At 66.3% G+C, this 19,855-nt stretch carries 14 protein-coding genes; 5 read left to right on the top strand and 9 right to left on the bottom strand.

The genetic code is table 11. From position 1 onward, the window contains the following. Positions 1-95: 95 nt before the first annotated feature. The 3 genes from ACIHAO_RS18930 (at position 96) to ACIHAO_RS18920 (ending at position 8,227) form a co-directional block, all read left to right on the top strand. Complete coding sequence (locus ACIHAO_RS18930; RefSeq protein WP_396559455.1) at positions 96-6,410, top strand: AAA family ATPase; 6,315 nt, start codon at positions 96-98, stop codon at positions 6,408-6,410. Between the two features lie 249 nt (positions 6,411-6,659). Beyond that, on the top strand, positions 6,660-6,872 hold the full coding sequence (locus tag ACIHAO_RS18925; protein ID WP_396559453.1) for a hypothetical protein: 213 nt from the start codon (positions 6,660-6,662) through the stop codon (positions 6,870-6,872). A gap of 1,148 nt (positions 6,873-8,020) precedes the next feature. Further along, on the top strand, positions 8,021-8,227 hold the full coding sequence (locus tag ACIHAO_RS18920; protein WP_396559451.1) for a hypothetical protein: 207 nt from the start codon (positions 8,021-8,023) through the stop codon (positions 8,225-8,227). Here the strand turns inward: ACIHAO_RS18920 and ACIHAO_RS18915 are convergent. Genes ACIHAO_RS18915 through ACIHAO_RS18900 form a run of 4 tightly spaced genes read right to left on the bottom strand, consistent with a single transcriptional unit; the run spans position 8,194 to position 10,848 of the window. Beyond that, positions 8,194-8,607 carry a lasso peptide biosynthesis B2 protein gene (locus tag ACIHAO_RS18915; protein ID WP_396559449.1) on the bottom strand — a complete coding sequence of 138 codons (414 nt, stop codon included), beginning with the start codon at positions 8,605-8,607 and terminating at the stop codon, positions 8,194-8,196. The two genes, ACIHAO_RS18920 and ACIHAO_RS18915, sit on opposite strands and share 34 nt — an antisense overlap. After that, on the bottom strand, positions 8,604-8,864 hold the full coding sequence (locus ACIHAO_RS18910; protein WP_396559447.1) for a lasso peptide biosynthesis PqqD family chaperone: 261 nt from the start codon (positions 8,862-8,864) through the stop codon (positions 8,604-8,606). The genes ACIHAO_RS18915 and ACIHAO_RS18910 overlap by 4 nt, the downstream gene beginning before the upstream one ends. Further along, a complete protein-coding gene (locus ACIHAO_RS18905) occupies positions 8,861-10,672 on the bottom strand; it encodes an asparagine synthase-related protein (protein WP_396559445.1) in 1,812 nt (603 codons plus the stop codon). Before ACIHAO_RS18905 ends, ACIHAO_RS18910 begins: the two co-directional genes overlap by 4 nt. A gap of 29 nt (positions 10,673-10,701) precedes the next feature. Then, positions 10,702-10,848, bottom strand: coding sequence for a lasso RiPP family leader peptide-containing protein (locus ACIHAO_RS18900; RefSeq protein ID WP_396559443.1), 147 nt, complete (start codon positions 10,846-10,848; stop codon positions 10,702-10,704). 787 nt (positions 10,849-11,635) lie between these two features. Between ACIHAO_RS18900 and ACIHAO_RS18895 the strand changes: the two genes are divergently transcribed. Next, complete coding sequence (locus tag ACIHAO_RS18895; protein ID WP_396559441.1) at positions 11,636-15,352, top strand: FAD-binding protein; 3,717 nt, start codon at positions 11,636-11,638, stop codon at positions 15,350-15,352. Between the two features lie 136 nt (positions 15,353-15,488). Here the strand turns inward: ACIHAO_RS18895 and ACIHAO_RS18890 are convergent, their stop codons facing one another. The 3 genes from ACIHAO_RS18890 to ACIHAO_RS18880 form a co-directional block, all read right to left on the bottom strand. Beyond that, the gene (locus tag ACIHAO_RS18890) at positions 15,489-15,683 is read right to left on the bottom strand and encodes an antitoxin (protein ID WP_396559439.1); all 195 of its coding nucleotides are present in this window, start codon (positions 15,681-15,683) and stop codon (positions 15,489-15,491) included. 378 nt (positions 15,684-16,061) lie between these two features. Further along, on the bottom strand, positions 16,062-16,769 hold the full coding sequence (locus ACIHAO_RS18885; protein ID WP_396559437.1) for a hypothetical protein: 708 nt from the start codon (positions 16,767-16,769) through the stop codon (positions 16,062-16,064). Beyond that, positions 16,770-17,774 carry a DUF4268 domain-containing protein gene (locus ACIHAO_RS18880; RefSeq protein ID WP_396559435.1) on the bottom strand — a complete coding sequence of 335 codons (1,005 nt, stop codon included), beginning with the start codon at positions 17,772-17,774 and terminating at the stop codon, positions 16,770-16,772. A 549-nt stretch (positions 17,775-18,323) separates the two neighbouring features. Here ACIHAO_RS18880 and ACIHAO_RS18875 point away from each other — a divergent pair. After that, the gene (locus ACIHAO_RS18875; protein WP_396559433.1) at positions 18,324-18,692 is read left to right on the top strand and encodes a DUF3817 domain-containing protein; all 369 of its coding nucleotides are present in this window, start codon (positions 18,324-18,326) and stop codon (positions 18,690-18,692) included. A 131-nt stretch (positions 18,693-18,823) separates the two neighbouring features. On the opposite strand, the gene ACIHAO_RS18870 is transcribed toward ACIHAO_RS18875, so the two are convergent. After that, complete coding sequence (locus ACIHAO_RS18870; RefSeq protein WP_396559431.1) at positions 18,824-19,090, bottom strand: hypothetical protein; 267 nt, start codon at positions 19,088-19,090, stop codon at positions 18,824-18,826. A 367-nt stretch (positions 19,091-19,457) separates the two neighbouring features. Beyond that, on the bottom strand, positions 19,458-19,853 hold the full coding sequence (locus tag ACIHAO_RS18865; RefSeq protein ID WP_396559429.1) for a VOC family protein: 396 nt from the start codon (positions 19,851-19,853) through the stop codon (positions 19,458-19,460). Between the last annotated feature and the right edge of the window lie 2 nt (positions 19,854-19,855).

Here is a 19,855-nt window from a genome sequence, read left to right as displayed (position 1 = left end):
CTCGGCAAACCGGAGGCATGGCGCACGGCCTGAGCGGTAGCCGCATACTTCGCGTGGGCGGGCTGGTAGGCAGGCCGATCACCTAATCTGGTCTGATGTCCAGCCTCCAGTCGGCCCATCGTGGGTACGAGTATCAGGATTTGTTGGCCGCGAGCCGACTTGTCGACCTGGTGCTCGGCACAGCTATCGCCGCACAAGTGGACAGGAAGCAGGTTGAGGGCGACCGGTTCGACGATCTCACGGTTGTGACGGTCGGCGGCCGTCGCGAACGCACTCAGTTCAAGCACACCGACAACGACGACAAGCCGTTGACAGTGGAGACCTTCACGACCGACAAACGCGATCTCCGCCTCGATCGTCTCGTGGTGGCTGCCATCGCCGACCGTGACGGAACGGTCGGCGATGTCACTGATCTCGCGTTTCGTGTCGTTCTGAGGGACACCTGGCCGGTCGACGAGGTGCTCACCGACGTTTTGGTGCCCGCTGACCCCGACCCGGGCCCGTTTGTAGTCGGTATGCAGACCCGGCGCTTGCGGTTCGACGTCGACCGACTCTGGCCGCTGCCAACGTCTCGACAGGCGACAGGGGCAAAATCCAAGCGGTCTCGGTTCGGATTCCTCCGCTCCGGCGAGAAGGCCGTTGACCGGGACGACCTGGGCTGGTTGTGCCGCCACCTTGTCATTGAGGTCGAGGCGCCCAGGTCGACTGGGTTCATGCACGATCCGGGACCGGCCGAGTTGATTCTGTTGACCAGGCTACGCACCGAGGTTGGTGCGGAGTCTTATCCCAATGCGGACCGGTCGGCGGTGGACGTCGCGGATGCGTTCACGGCCTTCGCGAGACAAGCCCGGCAGGGGCGGAGCGAGCCGACCGCCGAAGCACTGTTAGCGCGTGCCCAGATCAGGCGCGACTTCGGCGCCGTCTCACGAGCACACCCCGTCGACCGTTCGATCGAGGTGGGCCGCCCCACGACCGTGGCCGACGTTCGCGCAGCGGTGGAACATGCGGCCCGTCACGGGGTTCCGCTCGTCCTGACTGGGCCGCCGGGCCAGGGCAAGTCGTGGACGTGCGACCAGCTCGTCCGGGAACTGCTCTCGACCGGATGGCTCGTCGCGGAGCACTACTGCTACCTCAATGACACTCTCGACGAGCGCAACGAACGCGTGCGAGCCGAGACCGTCTTCGGCAGTTTGCTGGGACGGTTGGCCGAAGCCGATCCGAGCTTGGTCGGGACGCAGAGGCCCCTGTACGCCGCCAGCGAGGAGTCGCTGGCCAACGTTGTCAGGTCCGCAATGGAGGCCCAGCCCGATCGTCGGATCGCGCTGGTGGTCGACGGTCTTGATCACGTCGGACGGCTTCGAGAGGCCCTGCCGGGGACAGATCCGTCTGCGGCGCTCGCCTTCGCGCTGGCCGGACTCGACATGCCGACTGGCAGCGTCCTCATCGTACTCAGCCAGCCCGGCCAACACCTTGCACCGCTGCACCAGGAAAATGCCCATACCGTAGAGATCCCCGGCCTGTCCACGGAAGAGCTGAACGACCTGGCCGCCAAGCTCGGCGTGGTGGCCAGGTCCGCTGTGACAGTGTCCATCGTGGAGGACGAACAAACCGACAGCTTCCTCGCAACGCTCGGCGAGCGGTCTCGCGGCAACGCGCTGTACGCCACCTACCTTTGTCGGGAGGTCCGCAGGCATTCTCCGACCGAGGCGGATTCCGAGAGCATCCTTCGTGCTCTGCCGCCGTTCGACGGGACGTTGGAGAACTACTATGCTCACCTGAACGTCGCCCTCGGCAATAGCTCGGGTGTCGCAGAGATCATTGGCCTGCTTGACTTTCCCGTCAGCCGGATCGAATTGGCCGAGATGCGACCGGAGCTCGCCCACCGGCTCGATGACGCGCTCGCGACGCTGGCGCCCGTTCTGACTGAGCGAGCTGCCCAAGGTGGAATCCGGGTGTATCACGAATCCTTTGCGCGCTTCCTGCGGCGGGAACTGGAGGGCAACTCTGCCGCGCTGGCAGCCAATCTCAGGTTCGTTATCGAATGGCTTGATGCGCGAGGCTTCTACCGCGACGAGCGAGCATTCCGCTTCCTGCTACCGACGCTGGCCGCAGCCGGCCGTGACGAGGACGCGCTCAACCTGGTCGATGCCTCCTTCGCTGCGAACGCGGTGGCTGGCGGGCATCCGGCGTCCGCCATCGCCGCCAACCTCGCAGTGGCGGCCGACTGCGCCGGACGGCTGCGTGACCTGCCGGCCCTGGTACGTTGCGTCGAGTTGGCCCGCGCGGCCCAGAACTTCGAATACGAAGTACTGGACTCTTTTATCGTCGACTACATCGATGTGCCTATGGCGCTGCTGGGCCGCGAGGAGTTCGCCAGCCGTCTGATGTTCGACGGTTACACCGCGGTACCGGCGCGAGCCGGGCTCCAACTGTGCGCTGCCATCGACGCAGCTGGCGCTGTGGCTCCCTGGCAGGAGTACCTGCCAGCCTTCCTGAAATGGAACGAACACAACGACACTCACTACGACGCCGAGTCCGACAAGGCGGTCGACCTGGCTTGGGTACGTGGGCAGCTACGGCAGGCTGTGACCGAGGATCAGCGCAATGCACCGCAGCAGGAAGACATCGCCAGCTTTCTCAACGAAATCAACTTGCCGCCCGACGACGTCATCCCGATCGCCGCTGATGTGCTCGGCGTTCAATCTATCGCCGGACTTCTCGACCACCTCGACAGTCCATCGGACGCGGCGCTCGCCCTCGCCGAAGTCGCCCGTCGCTCCGCGGACCCGATATCTGTCGAACTGTTGGCCCGCCTGCTGCCCTTGGCGATGCGGGAGCCCGCACCGGGTAACGCCCACCGCCTGATCGAACTCGGAGCGGTGCCCCAGGACATCGACCAGTCATCCGTCAGCGAGGCGCGGACCGCCCTGATAGACCTCACCAGGGAGGTCACGGGGCAGGGGGCTCTTCATGTCGCGCAGCGGGTGCCGACTTGGCTCGACCAGTGCGCGATCGCCGCGCGACGCGACCCGACGATCCTGCCGACCGTGGAAGGCATGCTCGGCGGGGCAGGATGGTACCTATGCTGGCTGCGATTCGCGCTTGCATTGGTGCAGGCGGAAAGTGCTGAGGCAGATCGAGGTCAGCTCGCGTTCGATGCCGTCGGCAAGTTGGCAGGTGATCTAGATCCGTTCGCTGGCGAGCCTCGTGCCTGCGACCTTTACCCGATTCGGGAGCAGATCACCAGCACCCTGAGCCGCGCCATCGCTCTCCTAGACGACGACAAGTGGCCAGCGGCACTGCTCATCCTCCGCCACGTCAGCGAAGACGTCGGAGTGTCCCTGCGCGGGCAAGACGCCGGCCCCATTACTCCGGACACGCTTCTAACGCTGGCGATCGACGCGACGACCACACAGGGCCGCCGCGCCGCGACCCAAGAGTTGATCGACACAGCGCTCACCGAAGGTTCGGGACGACGCTACTATTCGACCCTGGCCGAGTACCGCCTCATGGCCGCGCGTTTCGCTATTGCAGGCGGTGACCTGGGCCGAGCGGAATCCTCTTGGCACGAAGCCAGCCGTCTCATGACCGCCTACGGGTTTCACAAGGACACCACGATCTATGAAGTGCTCGATCCACTCCAGACTCTTGTTGCCGCGGATCCCGCGAGGGGCCGAGCTCGCCTGGCCCAGGTGCAACCCACCTGTGAGCGAGTGACACGTCACACAGATGGGAAAGAAACCCGCGCTGCCCGAATCCGGTGGTGGGCCACCCTCGCTGCAGCCGACCCCGTGGGCCTCACTCGGCTGGCCGTGCCGGCACTGCTGAAACGATGCGGCCACATCAACGACTTGTACGCCGGCGCGCTCGAAGACGTGTGGCGGTCGTGGTATCAGAGCGCCGATCCAATCGTCGGCGGCGCACTTCGGTTGGCACTACCAATGACGAACGACTCTGCCGATCCCGCCATGGCCGAGCGGCTGGCGAACATCACCGCCAGCACCGGGGAAGACCTTGCCGGACAGCTGCTCACTCTTCTCCTTGCCAGGGCCGACGAACGTCCGCTGCGCGACCCGGATGCCAACAGCGATGAGTCCATCGCACAACACGCAGCGTGGGTAAAGAAACTCAATCTCATTGCAGCGCAGGTGAATGCGCCGCAGATCTGCGTTCCTCCTACCGACGAGACGCCGCGCCGGCAACCCGCTACGGCGTCGCAGACGCCTGTCAGCCCTGAACAGAACGTTGTCAGCGAGTTCCCCAACGGTGTTGTCGGACTCAACCGCGCCATTCGCGCCTGGCGCCGCCGTCCCTATGACACGTCGAGCCTGGACTGGGCTCCCGAGAACTTCGCCACCATCATCGGCGATCGTCTGGTCCAGTTGGCGGAAGCCGGTACTGAGGAAGACGCGACAGCCGCACTGCGCAGTCTCGCCGATACAGCCGACACACTCGACCGCAGCGGCCTGCTCAAGCTACTGGGACATGAGCTGGAACGTCGCGGCAACCCCAAGCTTGCCGCCGTAGCCCTTGCATTGGCTTGGACCCGGGCGAGCGGCGACGGCTTCTGGATGAACTTCGGTGGGCAGAAGGAGCTGGAGTCACTGCGCCATGCCACTCTCCTGGACGCGGATGCAACGTGGGTGACCGTCGCTGCGGAGGTTACCCAGGTCGTCGCGGGCGGCCATCGTGGTTCACGCGGCGTCAGCCAAGCACTGATATACGCCGGCCTCGTGGACGGGCTCACGTCTCCCACCCACGGACACGGCGCAAGCTTTGCGGCGTGGGACGAGGCACACTCGGTGATTTCCCTCCGCACGCCACGAATGTCGTCCGAGGACGACCCGTGGGTGCGCTATACGCCATCTGAGGTGAACACGAACAGCGACCTGACCGGCGACATCGACGGCGTGTTCTGCGAAGCCGTACTCGGGACCATGGCACATCCTGGCCAGGAAAACCGTCGTCGGGCTCTCCTCGCCTACGAGTTACTCTTGCTGCACCGTCCCGAGGCGGCAATCAAGGCGTTGTCGGCTGTTCTGCCAGCTCTTAGCGAACCTGCCCTGCTGTCATGGTTGCTTGCGGTGATCGCCGACATCGACGCGTTGCAGCCCGTGGTGGCACAGCAGTGCCAAGACGCTCTTCAACAACACGCGAACGGGCCGCACCTGACCGTCCGAGCACTGGCATCAAAGCTCCTGGGGAGCCGCGCCACCTCACCACCCGCGACGCCGCCCGACGCCGCTCTTCTCGCCAACTCAGCGTTGTTGCTGCCCACAGGCGAAGAACCGTTCAGTGAAGAGGCAGCGCGGCTGGTGGGCGGGCTCGCCGGACACAGACTATTGGTAGCCGAAGAGTTGCTGCCCGATCTGGGTCTCGCCGTCGTCGCCCGCGTCGATGCCGCGCTGAGCGACACAGATAGGATGAAGGAAATCCAAGGTGAGGCACAGAACCTCGCAGATACAAGGCATCGGCGGTGGGCTGACGCGTTCACCGGCCGTCTTGCGCTCGTGGAGGAAGCCCTGCAACTGGCGGCATCCGGTGGCCGCGCCGCGCTTCTGGCCTCCGGACGACCGCCTGCGAACCCAGCAGCATGGGAGCACGCGCTCGCCCATGTTCTCGTCAACGATCCCAGACCGCCCCTTGCGATCGAGTGCATCCGCGAGCCTCGCCCCGATATCATTGCTCCACCCGACGCCAAGGATCCAATCTGGGCCCGTGCGCGCGACGTCGCCGGGGTGCAGTCACGACGCTCAGCGAAGGCTGATCTTGTTGAGACGGTGGCGTCCATAGACTTGGAGGAGTGCGACACCTTGTCGGCCGGCCGCTACCGGCATTGGCGAGTGATCGCCCGCACTGAGGAAACCACGGTGTTGCCGGTGTGGCCCGAGAGAGACAGTTTTCTGCGCCGGTCGGGCCGCGATCTCGCGGTGGAACTTCGTCGGCGCAGTGATGCGGCTGGGCTCCGCTGCCGTCCCTTCTGCGCTGAGAGCGCATCGAGCTGGTTCGCCGCTATGCCACCGTTGCTCAACGAGGTCTCCACCGACACCACCAGTCCGCTGATTGGCATCGACGTCAACGACGAGTTCATGGGTGACGCCCGCGGCGGCCTCGGTGTGCACGATCACCTACTGGTACCGAGCCTGTCGTTAAGACTGGCACTTTGCCTGCAGCCGGCCACTGAGCCGTTCGTGCTGCATGACGAAACCGGACCCGCGTTGACCATGATCACCTGGCGGAGTCATTACGAAGGTGGCGCCTACCATCTGCCCTGGCCGCGTACACGGGGCACGATGTTGTTGGTGAGCCCCGCAGCCTTCGAGAGGCTTCTAACTTGGGGTGCGGGGAACCTGCTCATTCGCGAGGTTGTGTATGGCGACCCATCGCTTGCCGACGGCGTGGATGGTTAATCTTTTTGTCATCTCAAGCACTATCCGAGGCGAGCCCTTCACAGAGCACCGCGATCTAACCAATGCTGCATCAGATGAAATAGCTGTCCTTTCCGCGTTGAGGTGATCATTTGATCGTCTTCTTCCTACGGCTTCCGCAGTAGTTGACTGCCGGCTTTGATGCCGTGGGTGGTCGCTGTGGCGAGTTGCCGCTGGGCATCGGGGCGTTCGAGCGCGTGTAGTAGTGCTGTGCCACGGCGGGTGGGGTACATGGACTGCGCGGTGGTAGAGCGCAGCGCCGATGTCGGTTTTGAGGCGGTGCAGCTGTCGGACCAGGGTGGCTTGGTTGACGCCAAGGTGATCGGCGGTGTCAATGGTGACGAAGGCCATGACGGCGCGGAAGTGGTGGAGACGTTGCCAGCGATGAGTCCTTCTTCAGCTGGGCGGTGGATGTCGCAGTGCAGGGTGACGGGAGTGTCTTGATCATTTGGGTGTGACTGGTGATTCCGGCGGTGCGGGAGGGGATGCCGCGCCGGTGAGCGGGGAGGGCATGGTGGTCCTGCTGGCGGCAAAGGTGCTGCCGAATGGGCGGGCACGTCGTCTCCGATTGGGCTCCGTTGCCCACGTAGAGCCCGATACAGGCCGACACGCAGCGGCACTCGGCCCGGGCTCAAACTGGCGTTGACCTGCGCAAACCGGCAGAAACTAGCATTCGACGACACTGGCTGACATGCCGGAGCTGCGGTCTCATAATCCCTTGGCCGTCGGTTCGAGCCCGACCCGGCCCACCATTTCGATGCCGCTGCCGACCTGCAGGGATGTGGGTCCTTCGGCAGTAATTTCGCCTCTGCGTTTATCGTGGCTGGTCTCCGTTATGTCTCCGTTTGCTCCGGTGTGCCAATAGGCGGAGGAGTGCTCTGCGAAGCCGGTTGGTGGCGTAGCAATTTTCTGTTTCCTCTCTCGCCACCGCGGTCAAGACCTGCCCGTTCCTCCGGAGGGCCCACCGAGGTGGCGATCCGTTCGGCAAGCCGGAGATCGAACGCGGTCGCGGCCATCGCCGCGTAGTGGACACCCCCGTGACGGTTCTCCTCGCCCACCCTGGCAGCGGACTCGATCAGGCGCGTCGCGCGGCGAGGATCGCTGGGCGCCACCACGATCGCCATGTCCGCCAGTGCTTTTGATTCATCCCACGAGGCATGGTGGGCAAGAGATGCCGCTTCGTTGAGCAGCTTCTTGGCCCGGCGGGGGGTCTGAGGGGGCCACCGCGACAGCCAGCTCGGCCATCGCCACCAGCGTCCACCGGTCCCAGAGCGGGCCGACGCCGCCGAGCAGCCGCTCGGAACGGGCGGGATCGGGGACCGCGAGCCGGGCGGCCATCGTCGCCAGAAGTGAATCGCGCCCGTTCGACCCTACGAACGAGGCAATCATGGATCACCCTGTGCGCGATCAGGTGCGCTTCGCCTGCCACGCAGGGTTCCCGCCATTCCCATCCGACGCCGAGGGCGGGTTTCCTGGTCGTCGACAGGAAGATCCAGCTCACGTCGGTGGGCCAGGCCGGGCGATCGAACCCGACGCGCCTGCGGTCGAGTCGCAGTCGGCCGAACGTGGTAGCACGGCTGCTCGGTGCGGAGTTGACCGATGTGAGCTGCAATGCCGCGACGATCGACGCTATGGCGGGCAGGCAACTCGGGATCGTCGCGCCCCAGTACGACGCGCTGCGGCCGGACACCGACCTGGTCACGATCACCGTCGGCGCCAACGACATCGGCCTCGGGTTCGTGGTGCCGTCCTGCTCTTGGATCACTCAGGTCGGGGGGACGACAAGTATCGGGCGGTAGTAGTCGCGGGGATAGGGTTCGTCGACGGGGTGGTCGTCGGCCTGTACCCAGGCGTGTGCGCCGAAGGGTCGTGTGCGTACGCCGGTGCACCAGGTGGGCCAGGTGCCCCGAAGCCGGCAGAGCAGGGCTGTGGCCAGGGAGCGTTGCAGGCAACCCTCACCGGCGCATTGCACGCTGGTGGCGAGCACGTTTTCTTTGGCTCGTGAAGCTTGGGCGTAGGTTGCGGGTCGAGCGCCCCGGCGTGCCAGTAACAGGATGGTTTGGATGCGGGCGGGTGATTGGCGGGTGAGCAGCCACGCGGCACCCACGGCCAGCAGTGCCGGGGGGCGTCGCCACCAGGAGAGCGGGGTGGGCGCGGTGACGGAGACCGGTGCGCTCATTCTGTGACCGCCAATCCACGGGAGCGCAGGGTGTCCAGGAAAGTAGTGACGTCCCGGGAGGCTCGTTCGGCGGTAACGGAGGTGCGCCGTACCAGGTTCTGCACGGCCTGTTCCGGCACTCCGCCGTCCATCATCACCTGTATCACTGTCGCGGCAGTGGGGTTGAGTTCCCAGTACCGCCCGGAGTTCTGGTCGAGCAGGACCATGCCGGTGTCGGTCGTGGTCACGGCCACGCGTGGGTGGAGGTGGAGAGTCATGTGATGCCTCCCGGGGTGGTGGTCGGTGTCAGGGGGCGCCAGCTCGCACAGGACAGCGAGTACTCCAGTGCCCCCAGTTGGAGGGGGTGCGGGGACAGCACGGCATCGCGCAGTGTGGCCTCGTCGACGAGGCCGTGCCGCACCAGCGGTGAGGTCGCGACGAGGTCCAGCAGGCGGTCGCGGACGCCGCGCAGGCCGTGGAAACAGTCGGTGGCGGTGGTGGCCTTCGTGGTTCGGGCCAGCACCTTCTCGGGTGTGGTGCCGCGCATCGCCTGGGTCAGCAACGGTTTGAAGTGCCAGGGCGTGCCTCGCTCGGGAAGCCGCACGGACAGGCATGCCTCCACTACGCGGTCGTCGAGGTAGGGCAGTGCGATGGTGGGGTGGTGCAGTTCCTGTGCCATCAGCCGGTAGAAGTGGCCGGCGCCCTGGATGCGTTGCAGCGCTTGGTGCTGACCACGGGCCGGCGCGAGCGGCCGGGCGTCGGTGGCGGCGTCGCGGACGGCGTCGGCCACCACGCTGATGGCGTGGTCGGTGGCCCAGGGCGGCATGCGCAGCGGAGGTCCCCAGCCGAACAGCGGACTCGCGGCGTCGGGCGCGGTCAGGTTCCTGGCTTCGGACGTCAGCCACTCGGCGTAGGTGGCGCGGTCCCGCAGACCGCGCGCGATACGCGTTTTCGACCAGCGGCGCCGGGCGCGATGTCCGCGGAGGTGGTCCAGCGCGGTGCGCGGGTCGCGGCGGATCAAATCGTGCAGGTAGCCATCGGGAGCGGAGACGACCTCGTCGCCACCGTGACCGGCCAGGTGGATGGTGACGCCGTGGTGTGCATACCGGTCCGCGTTCAGCCTCAGCGCCACACGCCCGCGGACCAGTGGTGAGGGCGCGTCGGTGGGTGGATGCGGCTCGTCGATCCCGGTGTAATAGTCCGGCAGGTCGTTCGCGTCGAGGATCTCGCGGCGCAGACCGGGCATCGCGGCCGCGGCGAGGTCGGCCCAATACGCGTCGTCGTTGTTGGCGTCGCGGCCGCTTTTGGTGATGGTGACCAGTTCGGCGCCCTGGCGGTGGGCGAGGAAGCACAGCGAGGTCGAGTCCATTCCTCCGGACAGGTCGCACCCCACCGGCCGGCCGGGGAAGGTGAGGCGTACTCGATCGGCCACCGCACGCGACAGTTCGGCGTTCAGCACCTCAGCGCCCTCGGCCAGTGACCTGACCGGTTCCGGCGGTGTCCACCAGCGCCGCACTCGGGCTCGCCCGTCGGGATCGACTACCAGTGCGGAGTCGGCGGGCACCGCTTTTAGGCCCTGCCACGGGGTCCGGACGTCGGCGAGCGGGTGGGGCAGGGATCTGAGCAGCCCCAGCGCGAGCCACTGCTCGTCCCGGCGCGCCCCGGTCAGCGCGGCGAGCACGTCCGCGCGGTCGGCGGCCACCGTGCCGTTGGGACGGGTGTGGAAAACCCGCCGTAAACCGGAGATCGTGCCTTGGAGGCGGTAGTGCCCATCCACCGATAGCGCGAGGTGGCAACTTCCCCGCAGCGTTCCGGCCAGCCGGTCCAAATCTTCGGGGCGCCGGACACGGGAGAGCTGCTCGGTCAGTGCGGAGGTGGTGCTCGGGCAGAGTCCGAGCACCACCAATCGCACACGTCCGGCCTCGATGGTCATGCTTTGCCCAGCAGGCAGGTCACCTATCAGCCACGGCCTGCCCGAGGCGTGTGACGCGATCCGTGTCGCCGTGGCCGGCAGCCGGTCCAGCACGTCGCGGACGTCGTCCGAGTCGGGGAACGCGACGAACCACTGCGTCGGGAACTCGTCCATGTCGGCCACGGTGTGAGGTCAGGAGCCGGTCAGAGCCACAGACCGCTGTCGTGATCGGGCCAGTCACCGAACCATCCACGAGTCTGTTCGGCGAAGCTGCCCGCGTCGAGCAGCATGGGCGGCTCGTAGGCGACCGTTGCCTGAGCCTCGTCTGCCTGAATTGTGAAGTCCTGCATGACGTCTCCTTTCTCTGTGGACCGGCTCATCCGGCCCCGACACCAGGAAAACCGCCGACCGGCGTCAATGGCAACCCTGTCGCCGCTAAACCGCTAATTCAGGCAGTCCGGGCAGGGATGCGTCACAGTTCGCTCAGTGGCGAACTCGCCCAGGAAGATCCACGGATTCAGACGTCGACGTGAATTGCGCACGCATTTGGAAACGTGCTGGGAACTACCAAAAGGGTGAGTTTGCTACCGTGTGAAACCGTTGGGGCGCATACGGGTTCGCGACGCGAAGTATCAGTCATCCACTATGTCTTGCGTGTTGCTGAACAACTCGTAAAAGCCATGCACGACCCAAGTCGAACCGCTCGGTCGGTGCTGGAGTCGACGCTGTCGGCAACTGGAATTTCAGCGCGGCGAATGTGTGTCCGCAAGAGGTCGCGGTCGTGCCGGTGCTTGGCGACCTCGTAAGCGACCACGTCGGCAATTGCTCCAGTGGAAACGTGATCGATGATGCTGATCGCCGGCCGCTGATCAACGCATCCCACGCTCCAGACGTCGAGCAGTCCATCCGCCCGGCCAGAGTCGCCGGGCCGTGCAGCGTGCCGACCTTGGCGAGGACGTTCCATGACTCCACGGAATGACCGCCTCGCGCTTCTTTGCCACTGCGCGCATTTGTGGCGCCCCCTTATCGGGTGAGGTCTTTCATGCGCTTGGTCGATCGACCAATGCGACAGCAGGCCGAAGGATCGTTTCCGTGCCCCACATTTGTGAGCCCGGTTGGGTCGACGCCGAACGACAGGTGCGTGATTGGGTTGTCCGTGTCGGCCTGGTGGCCAGTCCGGAGGGCGAGCGCGGGCTGGCCAGGATGGGGCAGGGCCGGTTGGCGGGCTGGCTGGCGCCCGGGGCGGGGACGGCGGAGCTGGGACTGGTGGCGAAGTGGGGTGCGTTCATCGCGCTCGTGGACGATGGTTTCGATGGCGAGCGGACTCCGCCTGATGAGGTGCGGGCGCTGCTGGATCAGGTGATCGGCGTGCTCGAGCACGGCGGGACGGGTGGGCATCCGGCTGTAAAGGCCCTGGCTGGCCTGTGGCCGCGCACTCTGGCTTCGGCCGCGCCCGGATGGGCGGCGCGGTTCACCGAGCTGTATCGGCGTTTCGCCGAGGCCACCTGCACCGAGACCGAATTGCGTGCCTCAGGAAAACAGCTGGGGCTGGACGACTATCTGGCACTGCGCAGGCACACCATCACGGCGCTGCCGACGATCGCGCTCGTCGAACGCGCCCTGCCCGAAGACTCCACACTCGATCCTTTGCGGGAGATCACGGCCGACATCATCGCCTGGGCCAACGACATCAGCTCCGCGAAACGGGAACTGGACGAGGGCACCGAGAACCTGGTCGGCGTGCTGGCCCGCGAACACGATTGCGATCTGCCCGAGGCCGCCGCGAGGGCACGGTCCATGCTGGCCGCGCGCATGGACGACTTCGACGCCTTCACCGGCGACACCGTGCGGATCGCGGTGCTGCGCCGGATCCGTGACGGCGCGCTGGCCTGGCAAGGCGAAACCCACCGCAACGCCCCGGGCGGGTTGCCCGGCGGCGGCAAGCGCGGTATCGCGGCCTTGACCCGGCATCTCGCGATCGCGGTCCGCGGCACGGGCGCGGTGGACGATCGCTGCGGAAGCCGGGTGCTGGAGTCGGCGCTGCTGCTGGCCTTGCTACGCGCCAATGGTTCCTATCCGCACGAGCAGGAACGGCTGACGAGGTTCCTGCGGGAGCGGTGGTCCGGCGCTGACGACATCGACACGCTGCTGATCGACGCGTGCCTCTTCCCGCACGACATGGCGGGGCGGGCGATCGATCGCGCCGCCGCACTGCCGATGACGGTGAGCCGGGGAACCGCCGGACGCGGACGGCTGAAGGAAGTCATGTTGCGCACCGTGCTGCACCTGCTCTGCGGTGCGCCGCTGAAGCACGAGGACGCCCCCGCGGCTGTGCCGCCGGAGCGGATCACGACGTTCACCGACGTGCACCTGCTGTCCGCCAGGGTCATCCACGCACACGCCTGCGCGCGGCCGCACGCGGTCTCGGGACCGGAACGGGACCGGCTGGTCAGCCTCCTGCGCGGCAGCCGGAACAGGCTGCTGTGGGAGGCCAGCGCCACCACGCACCTGCTCGGCCTGCACGCGGCCCACACCTTCCGGCGCACCGATCGGGCCGTCGTGGACGGGCTGCTTCGGGTGACGCTGGCGGTCAACGACGACGGCGGGTTGCCGTTCCTGGACAGCCAGGACCTCTGGCTCACCGCCGTCGCCGGACTCGAATTCCTCCACCACCGCGACCTCACGCCGCTCACCCACCGGATGGCCGAGTTCGTCGTGGCCTGGCAGGCACCCGACGGCGGGTGGCCGTTCGCGACCGGCATGCGCCAGACCGATGTGGACACCACGACCAGGTGCATGGAATTCCTCAACGCGGCACCAGGGCGATACTCCACGGCACTCGCCCGGGCCACCGGCTACCTCACCGCGATCGCCGACGCCGACGGCGGCTTCCCGACCTGGGTCCGCGGCGACGCCCCCGACCTGGACATGACCGCAGGCGCGATCCTCGCGCTGGCACCGGACTGGGAACGCCACCGCGAGCTGCTCACCGGCGCGGTGGACTTCGTGCTGGACGCCCAGCTGCCCGACGGCACCTTCGAACGCAGCTGGACGGTCAGCGAGTCGAGCGCCATCCTCCGGGCGCTCGACGCCTTGCACGCCATACCGTTCTTCGCCACGGACCGCCGGATCGCGGACGCGACCCGGCGGGCGACCACCCGGCTGATCGCCACCCAGCACTCCGACCGGGGCTGGGGCCAGACCGAGGACCAGCCCAGCGACGTGCTCTCCACCGCGCAGGCGACGCCGGTCGTGGCGCGTCACGGCGCGCCCGAGGCCGCCCTGCGCGCGGTCGCATACCTGATGGAACAACAGGAAGCGGACGGCGGCTTCACCTCGATTCCCGACCAGGTCGGGCCGCGGCCGTTGCCGTTCGACTATCCGGTGCTCACCGACATCCACACGCTCACCGCGCTCCGCCGCGCGAAAGCCGTCGCGCCGGCCCCGTCCCGTAGGCGCTCGAGATTCGCCGATCTCGCCGGGAGCATCGACGGCATGGTGCTGGAACCGGGCAACGCCGCCTACGAACAGGGCAGGCTCCTGGTGAACCAGCGTTTCGACACCGTGCGCCCGCAGGCGATGGTCTACCCGGCGACACCGCAGGATGTCGTCGAGTGCGTCCGCTACGCCCGGACGAACCGGCTGCCACTGGCACTGCGATCCGGTGGCCACAGCTACGCCGGCTACTCCACCGGTCCCGGTCTCGTGCTGGACACCAGCTCGCTCACCACCAGCCACGTCACCGCCGGCCGTGCCCGGTTCGGGGCCGGGGTCAAAGCCATGCAGGCGCACCTGGCGCTGGCAGCGGCCGGTGCCGGGCTGCCACTGGGCCGCTGCCCCACGGTCGGGCTCGCGGGCGTCACCCTCGGCGGCGGGATGAGCGCGTTCACCCGCGCCTGGGGATTGGCCTGCGACCATCTGGTCAGCGCGGAGATCGTCACCGCCGACGGCCACCTGCGCCGGGTCGGCGCCGGCCGGGAACCCGACCTGTTCTGGGCGTTGCGTGGGGGTGGCGGCGGGAACTTCGGCGTCGTCACGGACCTGGAGTTCACCACCGAAGACATCAAAGACCTCTCATTCACGTCTTTCCTGCTGTCCTGGCCGAGCCGCGACCTGCCCGCCGTTGTCCGGGGCTGGACCGCCTGGCACACCGACCCGGCCACCCCGCGCGAGATCCGCAGCGTCGTCGAACTGCTCAGCGACCGCGGTGGTCCCGCGCCGCCCGCGGCGACCGGCACGTTCATCGGCACTCCGGCCGAGCTGCACCCGGTGCTGGACCGCATGGTCGCCGCGATCGGCAGCCCCGAGACCCAGCGGATCCTGGTGCCGATGGGGTACGCGCAGGCGGCCTCGGAACCCGAACGCTGGGGCGGGGGCACCTGGGGCGCGCGAGTCGCGTTCGCCGCCAAATCACACATCGTCCACCGCCCGATAAGCCCGGCGGCGGCGCACGACCTCGCCGGCGCCGTCGCCGCGATTCCAGTGGCAGGGGGAGCCGGCGGCCTGCTCATCGAGGCCCTCGGGGGCGCCGTCGCCGACGTCGCGCCCGCAGCCTCGGCGTTTCCTCATCGCCGGGCGCTCGGCGTCGTGCAGTACCACTCTTTCTGGGACCAGACCACCGAACCCGACCACGTCGAGCAGCGGCTGACCTGGCTGCGCGACGTGCACACCACCATGCAGCCGCACCTGGGCACCGGCGGCTACACCAACGGCATGGACCCCGAGCTGACCGACTGGCTGGTCGCCTACCACGGCGACAACCACGCACGGCTGCGACGAGTGAAAACCGCCGTAGACCCAGAGAACTTCTTCACCTTTCCCCAATCGATCCCGCCGCACGGTGAAAACCCGTGAACGGCCGACACCCACCACACCATCGAAATCAGCGGAACACGCGGCCGCACGAGGCGATGAACACTCGAAGCGACCAAGCATCACAGGGGCGGCGGTGAGTCCGCGGACACGCCGAAGCGCAAGCCATATCCAGACATCATGAACGTGGCGGGTCGCCCTGGCCGTTGTCTCCGCCGAGTTGCTCTTTGAGCTTCTCTTGAGCGCTGTCGACCTGGCTGCTGTGCGTGTTTTGAGTCTTGTCGTCCACGAAGTCACCGGCCTTGTCGATCCCCGTGCCCGCCTGGTCCTCTTGGCCTTTGAGTAGCTGCTTGAGCTTGTCCAGCACCGACACGGCGATTCCTCCCTGATTACCGGTGACGCACGGCGAACTAAACCACGTGCCCTTGACGACTTCGACTCTCCGCCGGTACCGGAGTGACCGTCAAGGTCACCACGGACTGACACATCGTGACCTAACGCGATCACTCCTGCGTGACCGCGCCGAGTGCGCATTCCCTGCTTGGCTTATCCGTCGGCGAGACGCTAGTTGGCATCTTCCAGCTGTCCGCAGCGACTGATGTTCGGCCGGCGTTCTTGACCAGGGGCGGTTGGCTCGCAGCGGTGGCCAACGTCGGGGCACAGCTACTAACCGAAGGGGCGGCGAAGCTCAAGCAAGAAGCCGTGCCTCTGTGAGTTGAGCTACTGACCGAACGCTGTGCGATCGATTGTGCTATCTGTATTGCCGTTTTTGTGCGCTACGAATGACCGTTCGGACGTCGTCGGGTAAGGCCGCCACTATGATGTCGATATTCAAGTCGCGGAGTGCCGCAGCGGCCCATGTTCGCCCCTCACGGAAGGGCCTGGCCGCGGCGACATCGGAGAAGCACAGAACAAGTCGCGGTCTTGGCATGATCGTCGAGGCGATCCAGCTGAGTTTGAAGGCGTCGGCCAGCACCTTGTTCTTCTGAGCTGGCTTCGGTGGCCCCTGGTGAGCCCAAGCCTCGACCAGGACCGTGCGTGCGTCGTCGACCCCGTCAATTTCTACTCGAGCGCCGCTTGGTGTTGTGATCGGTCGCGGCGTCAGCTCAACGCCGAGCTCTTTCGTTAGGTACGCGATCATCAGGACTTCGGCGGCTCGTTGTTCCGCGCTCGAGCCGGGTGGTATGGCTGTCGTCGAGCTGTCATCGGCTCGAACACCGGCCGGCGCAACCGCGGAGTTCGCGCTCGGTGGCGCAGCAAGGCTGTTGACCAACTTCCCTGCTGGCCCGACATATCGATGGAGCCGCCTATCGGCGGCGAGACGACGGCATATTTGGTTCACCGTCTGTCGCTGTGCGACGTCAAGCGCTTCGGCGAGCTCGTCGTCGTCCCATGGCTGCGCTGTGGTGCGAAGAGTTTCGAGGATGCGCTCCGCGATGGTGCTCGGCGTGATGGTCACTCATGCCCCTCCGGCTAGCTGGTTTAGGGCCTGCTCGGCAGCTTTGGCGGTCTTCGCGAGGCTGCGGAGCCGGCCATCGAGGTGCTGGTGCAGTGCGATTGCCCGGGTGGCGCTCCACTGGATCGCTTGCTGCCGGGCAGTCTCGTCTGCCGTATTGAGGTCGAAGCCATCGAGGTAGGTGGCGATGCGGCTGCTGCGGTTGTCGTCGAGGCGGTCCAAGTCAAGAGCGAAGCCCACTGTCTCCTCCAACGACTCGCGGTCTGCGGCGAGTTCGTCGAAGATCTGCTTGGTCGACGGCTTGCTGCCGGTGTCGAGGTAGATCTCGACGCGGTAGCCCTGCTTGGTGAAGGTGAGGCTGTAGTAGCCGAACTGCCCGGAGGCGAAGCTGCACCAACTGTCGGTCTGTGTTTTCGGAGTCCGGATGGCCGTGTAGGTCGTGGCGATCCGGTCGAAGACGTCTTCGAAGAAGGCCATGCGCTGCTGGTTTTTTGGCGAGGCCACAGCCTTGGACATCTCTTTTGCCGCTTTCGCCCAGTCGTTGGGCTCCACCACCACGTCCAGCACTGGGGCCTTCAAGGAGTCACCGATGTGTACCACGCTCAGCTCGATCCCGAAGGCGCGTACGTCGCTGTCGGTGCGTTCGTTGAGCCAGGTCAATGCACTGCGGTGTTCGTCGCGGAGCCGGGTGGTGATCCAAATGGCGGTGGAGGCCTCGAGGCCGCTGGCGTAGACGAGCAGCTGGCCGAGGTGGGAGTGATCGCTCGGCTCGAGCTGGTTCTCGATGATCACGGTCTTGCCGGCTGGGTCCGTGGCGTGGATGTCGAGGCGGAAGTCGCCGACCAGCACCTCTTGGCCGACGACCGTGAGAGGAAGACCGATCACGTCGCTCAGTACGTCGATGTTCGCAGCGAGCCAGGGAGTGAAGTCGTTGGCCTCATGTTCCCACACGTCGCGCGGGTTGGTGAGGCGTTCGAGCCGACCTAGTCCAAGAGCGTCAGGTGCCATCTGCCATAAGTAGCATCGAGATTGCCCCAGCACCTAGGGGCACAGGACTCTGTCGCGGTCGGGTATGAGGCTAAGCCGCAAACGTGATTCCGCGCAGAGCCTCGTTGGCCTGCCGCGGCGAGTGACCCTTATAGCCGCGAACTGTTGCGGTCCGTCACGCTCGCCTAACAGCCGAGGCCCTCGGTGACCGCGGCAGGGGACACCTTTGCCTGCTCCGCATACCAGGGTGGCGTTGCGTGGTCAGCTTCGCCGCCCGACGGCCGACTCAGGTGAGTCGGCCGAGAGTGCGGGCCGGGAGTTCAGCGGCGGTGAGCCGGCAGGGAGCCCGTTTATCACGCGTACCAGGTTTCATCGACGCGGAGAACCGGTACCGGCTACGGCTGTTGGGTTCGCCGGCGTTCTCCGTGAAGGCCGGGCTGGGTACCAGCCAGGCGTGCATGATCTGGTCTTGGCGACCGCAACGGGCATGCCCGTTCCGGGCTGCCGAAAGAACCACACGGCTGTCCGGGATAATCGCTGGATGGACTGCCCAACGAACGGATGTGGAACGTGACCCTCGACATCGATGTCGCCACTCGCCCGATCGCCCGCATCGGAAAGGCTTTCGCCGCGGTCGCATTCGTTGAAGCAGCGACATGGGCAGGCCTGCTGGCCGGCATGTTCCTCAAGTACGTCACCGAAACCACCGAGCTAGGCGTGCGGATCTTCGGCATGATGCACGGCATCGCCTTCATCGCCTATGTGGTCGTGACCATCGCCGCCGCGGTCACCTTGGGTTGGAACCTGCGGGTCACGATCATCGCTGTTCTGGCAGCGATTCCTCCACTGGTAACCCTTCCCCTGGAGATCTGGCTGCGTCGCACGGGCCGCCTCGCCTCGGCGATACCCGGCATCGATGGGGAGCCTCTACCTCGTTAAGCAGCCCCGCTAGGACGTGACCGGCACGAACCGATCTGATCTCTCCCTGCTGAGCCTCACGAGCCTGCGATCGAGCGGCAAGGCGCACTCGGTCGTCGTCAAGGCCTGCTGACCTTCTCACGTATCCGTTCCTATCGGAGACGTTCGTTGTCGTACGCGGCGAAGGCCTCCGCCGCGTCGCCATCCAAGATCATCGACAGCGCGTAGGAGATAGCCCAGATCCATTCCTCGAGGCGCGCCGCGTCCTCGTCGTCGATCAGGCCGTTCCCACGGAGCATGCCGTCAGGCGCGACGCCCCAGGCTCGCGCGAAGTGACAGATCCCGACCACGGCGGAAACGACTTCACGCGGCACCGAGTCGGCTTGCAGCTGGTCGGTGAGAGCCTGCAACGCGGCCATCACCTCATGGTAGTTCTCCTCGCGCAACCCACTGAAGGGTCGTAAAGACCCGAGAATATTCGTCGAACGCCTCGTTCAGACTCATCGGGCTCTCCTTATCGCCTCGGACAACCCGCGCCGCTACGAAGCAGCAAGTCACAGCACCGCTGTGAACCACTTATCCTGCTGAGCGGAGTCCTTCCCGACAGTGGTGTGAGAGTCGTATTGCTAGTGGCAGTCATGGGTGAATCCGGTCGCCGTCGACGCGAAACCTGGCCATCGGTGGGTGTCGTTCCAGTGTCGGCGGACCATTGTTCGTTCGGTGGCACCCTGCTGGAAACAGTGGGTGCTCCCAGCTGGCTGCTCTGCTTGAGTGGCCCTTGACGGGTTAGGACCCGGTGACCGGCGAGGCGATTCCCACGAGGGTGCCGTAGGGGTCTCTGACATAGGAGACCACCTGACCCCAGGCAGTGTCGTGTGGCTCGGCCAGGGCGGTGGCACCCGCCGCGACCGCGCGGGCGAAGCCATCGGCGACGTCATCGGTAATGAAGGTGAACTCGAGCCCTGCCGGTGGCATGGCGGGATCGAGGGCGGCGTAGGGAACTGGCACTGCCTTCGCCCCCAGTTGGTGGCTGGTGAAGGCAAGTGCCGTGCTGCCGGTGTCGAGCTGGGCGAAATCGCCCGACTCGTGAACGAACGCGCGAGTGAGCCCGAAAGCACGCTCGTAGAAGTCAACAGCTTGGGCGACGTCCGAGACGTACACGATGGCGTAACCGAATCTCATTG

It is taken from the genome of Amycolatopsis sp. NPDC052450, assembly GCF_044547565.1.
Classification (GTDB): Bacteria; Actinomycetota; Actinomycetes; order Mycobacteriales; family Pseudonocardiaceae; genus Amycolatopsis.
This window is presented reverse-complemented; position numbering and strand designations above follow the sequence as displayed.

What these genes read in the sequence shown, in the direction of transcription:
- ACIHAO_RS18865 (WP_396559429.1), bottom strand. Translation starts at nt 19,853, where the DNA reads ATGAGATTCGGTTACGCCATCGTGTACGTCTCGGACGTCGCCCAAGCT.
- ACIHAO_RS18930 (WP_396559455.1), top strand. Translation starts at nt 96, where the DNA reads ATGTCCAGCCTCCAGTCGGCCCATCGTGGGTACGAGTATCAGGATTTG.
- ACIHAO_RS18915 (WP_396559449.1), bottom strand. Translation starts at nt 8,607, where the DNA reads ATGAGCGCACCGGTCTCCGTCACCGCGCCCACCCCGCTCTCCTGGTGG.
- ACIHAO_RS18870 (WP_396559431.1), bottom strand. Translation starts at nt 19,090, where the DNA reads ATGGCCGCGTTGCAGGCTCTCACCGACCAGCTGCAAGCCGACTCGGTG.
- ACIHAO_RS18905 (WP_396559445.1), bottom strand. Translation starts at nt 10,672, where the DNA reads ATGGACGAGTTCCCGACGCAGTGGTTCGTCGCGTTCCCCGACTCGGAC.
- ACIHAO_RS18900 (WP_396559443.1), bottom strand. Translation starts at nt 10,848, where the DNA reads ATGCAGGACTTCACAATTCAGGCAGACGAGGCTCAGGCAACGGTCGCC.
- ACIHAO_RS18910 (WP_396559447.1), bottom strand. Translation starts at nt 8,864, where the DNA reads ATGACTCTCCACCTCCACCCACGCGTGGCCGTGACCACGACCGACACC.
- ACIHAO_RS18925 (WP_396559453.1), top strand. Translation starts at nt 6,660, where the DNA reads ATGGACTGCGCGGTGGTAGAGCGCAGCGCCGATGTCGGTTTTGAGGCG.
- ACIHAO_RS18880 (WP_396559435.1), bottom strand. Translation starts at nt 17,774, where the DNA reads ATGGCACCTGACGCTCTTGGACTAGGTCGGCTCGAACGCCTCACCAAC.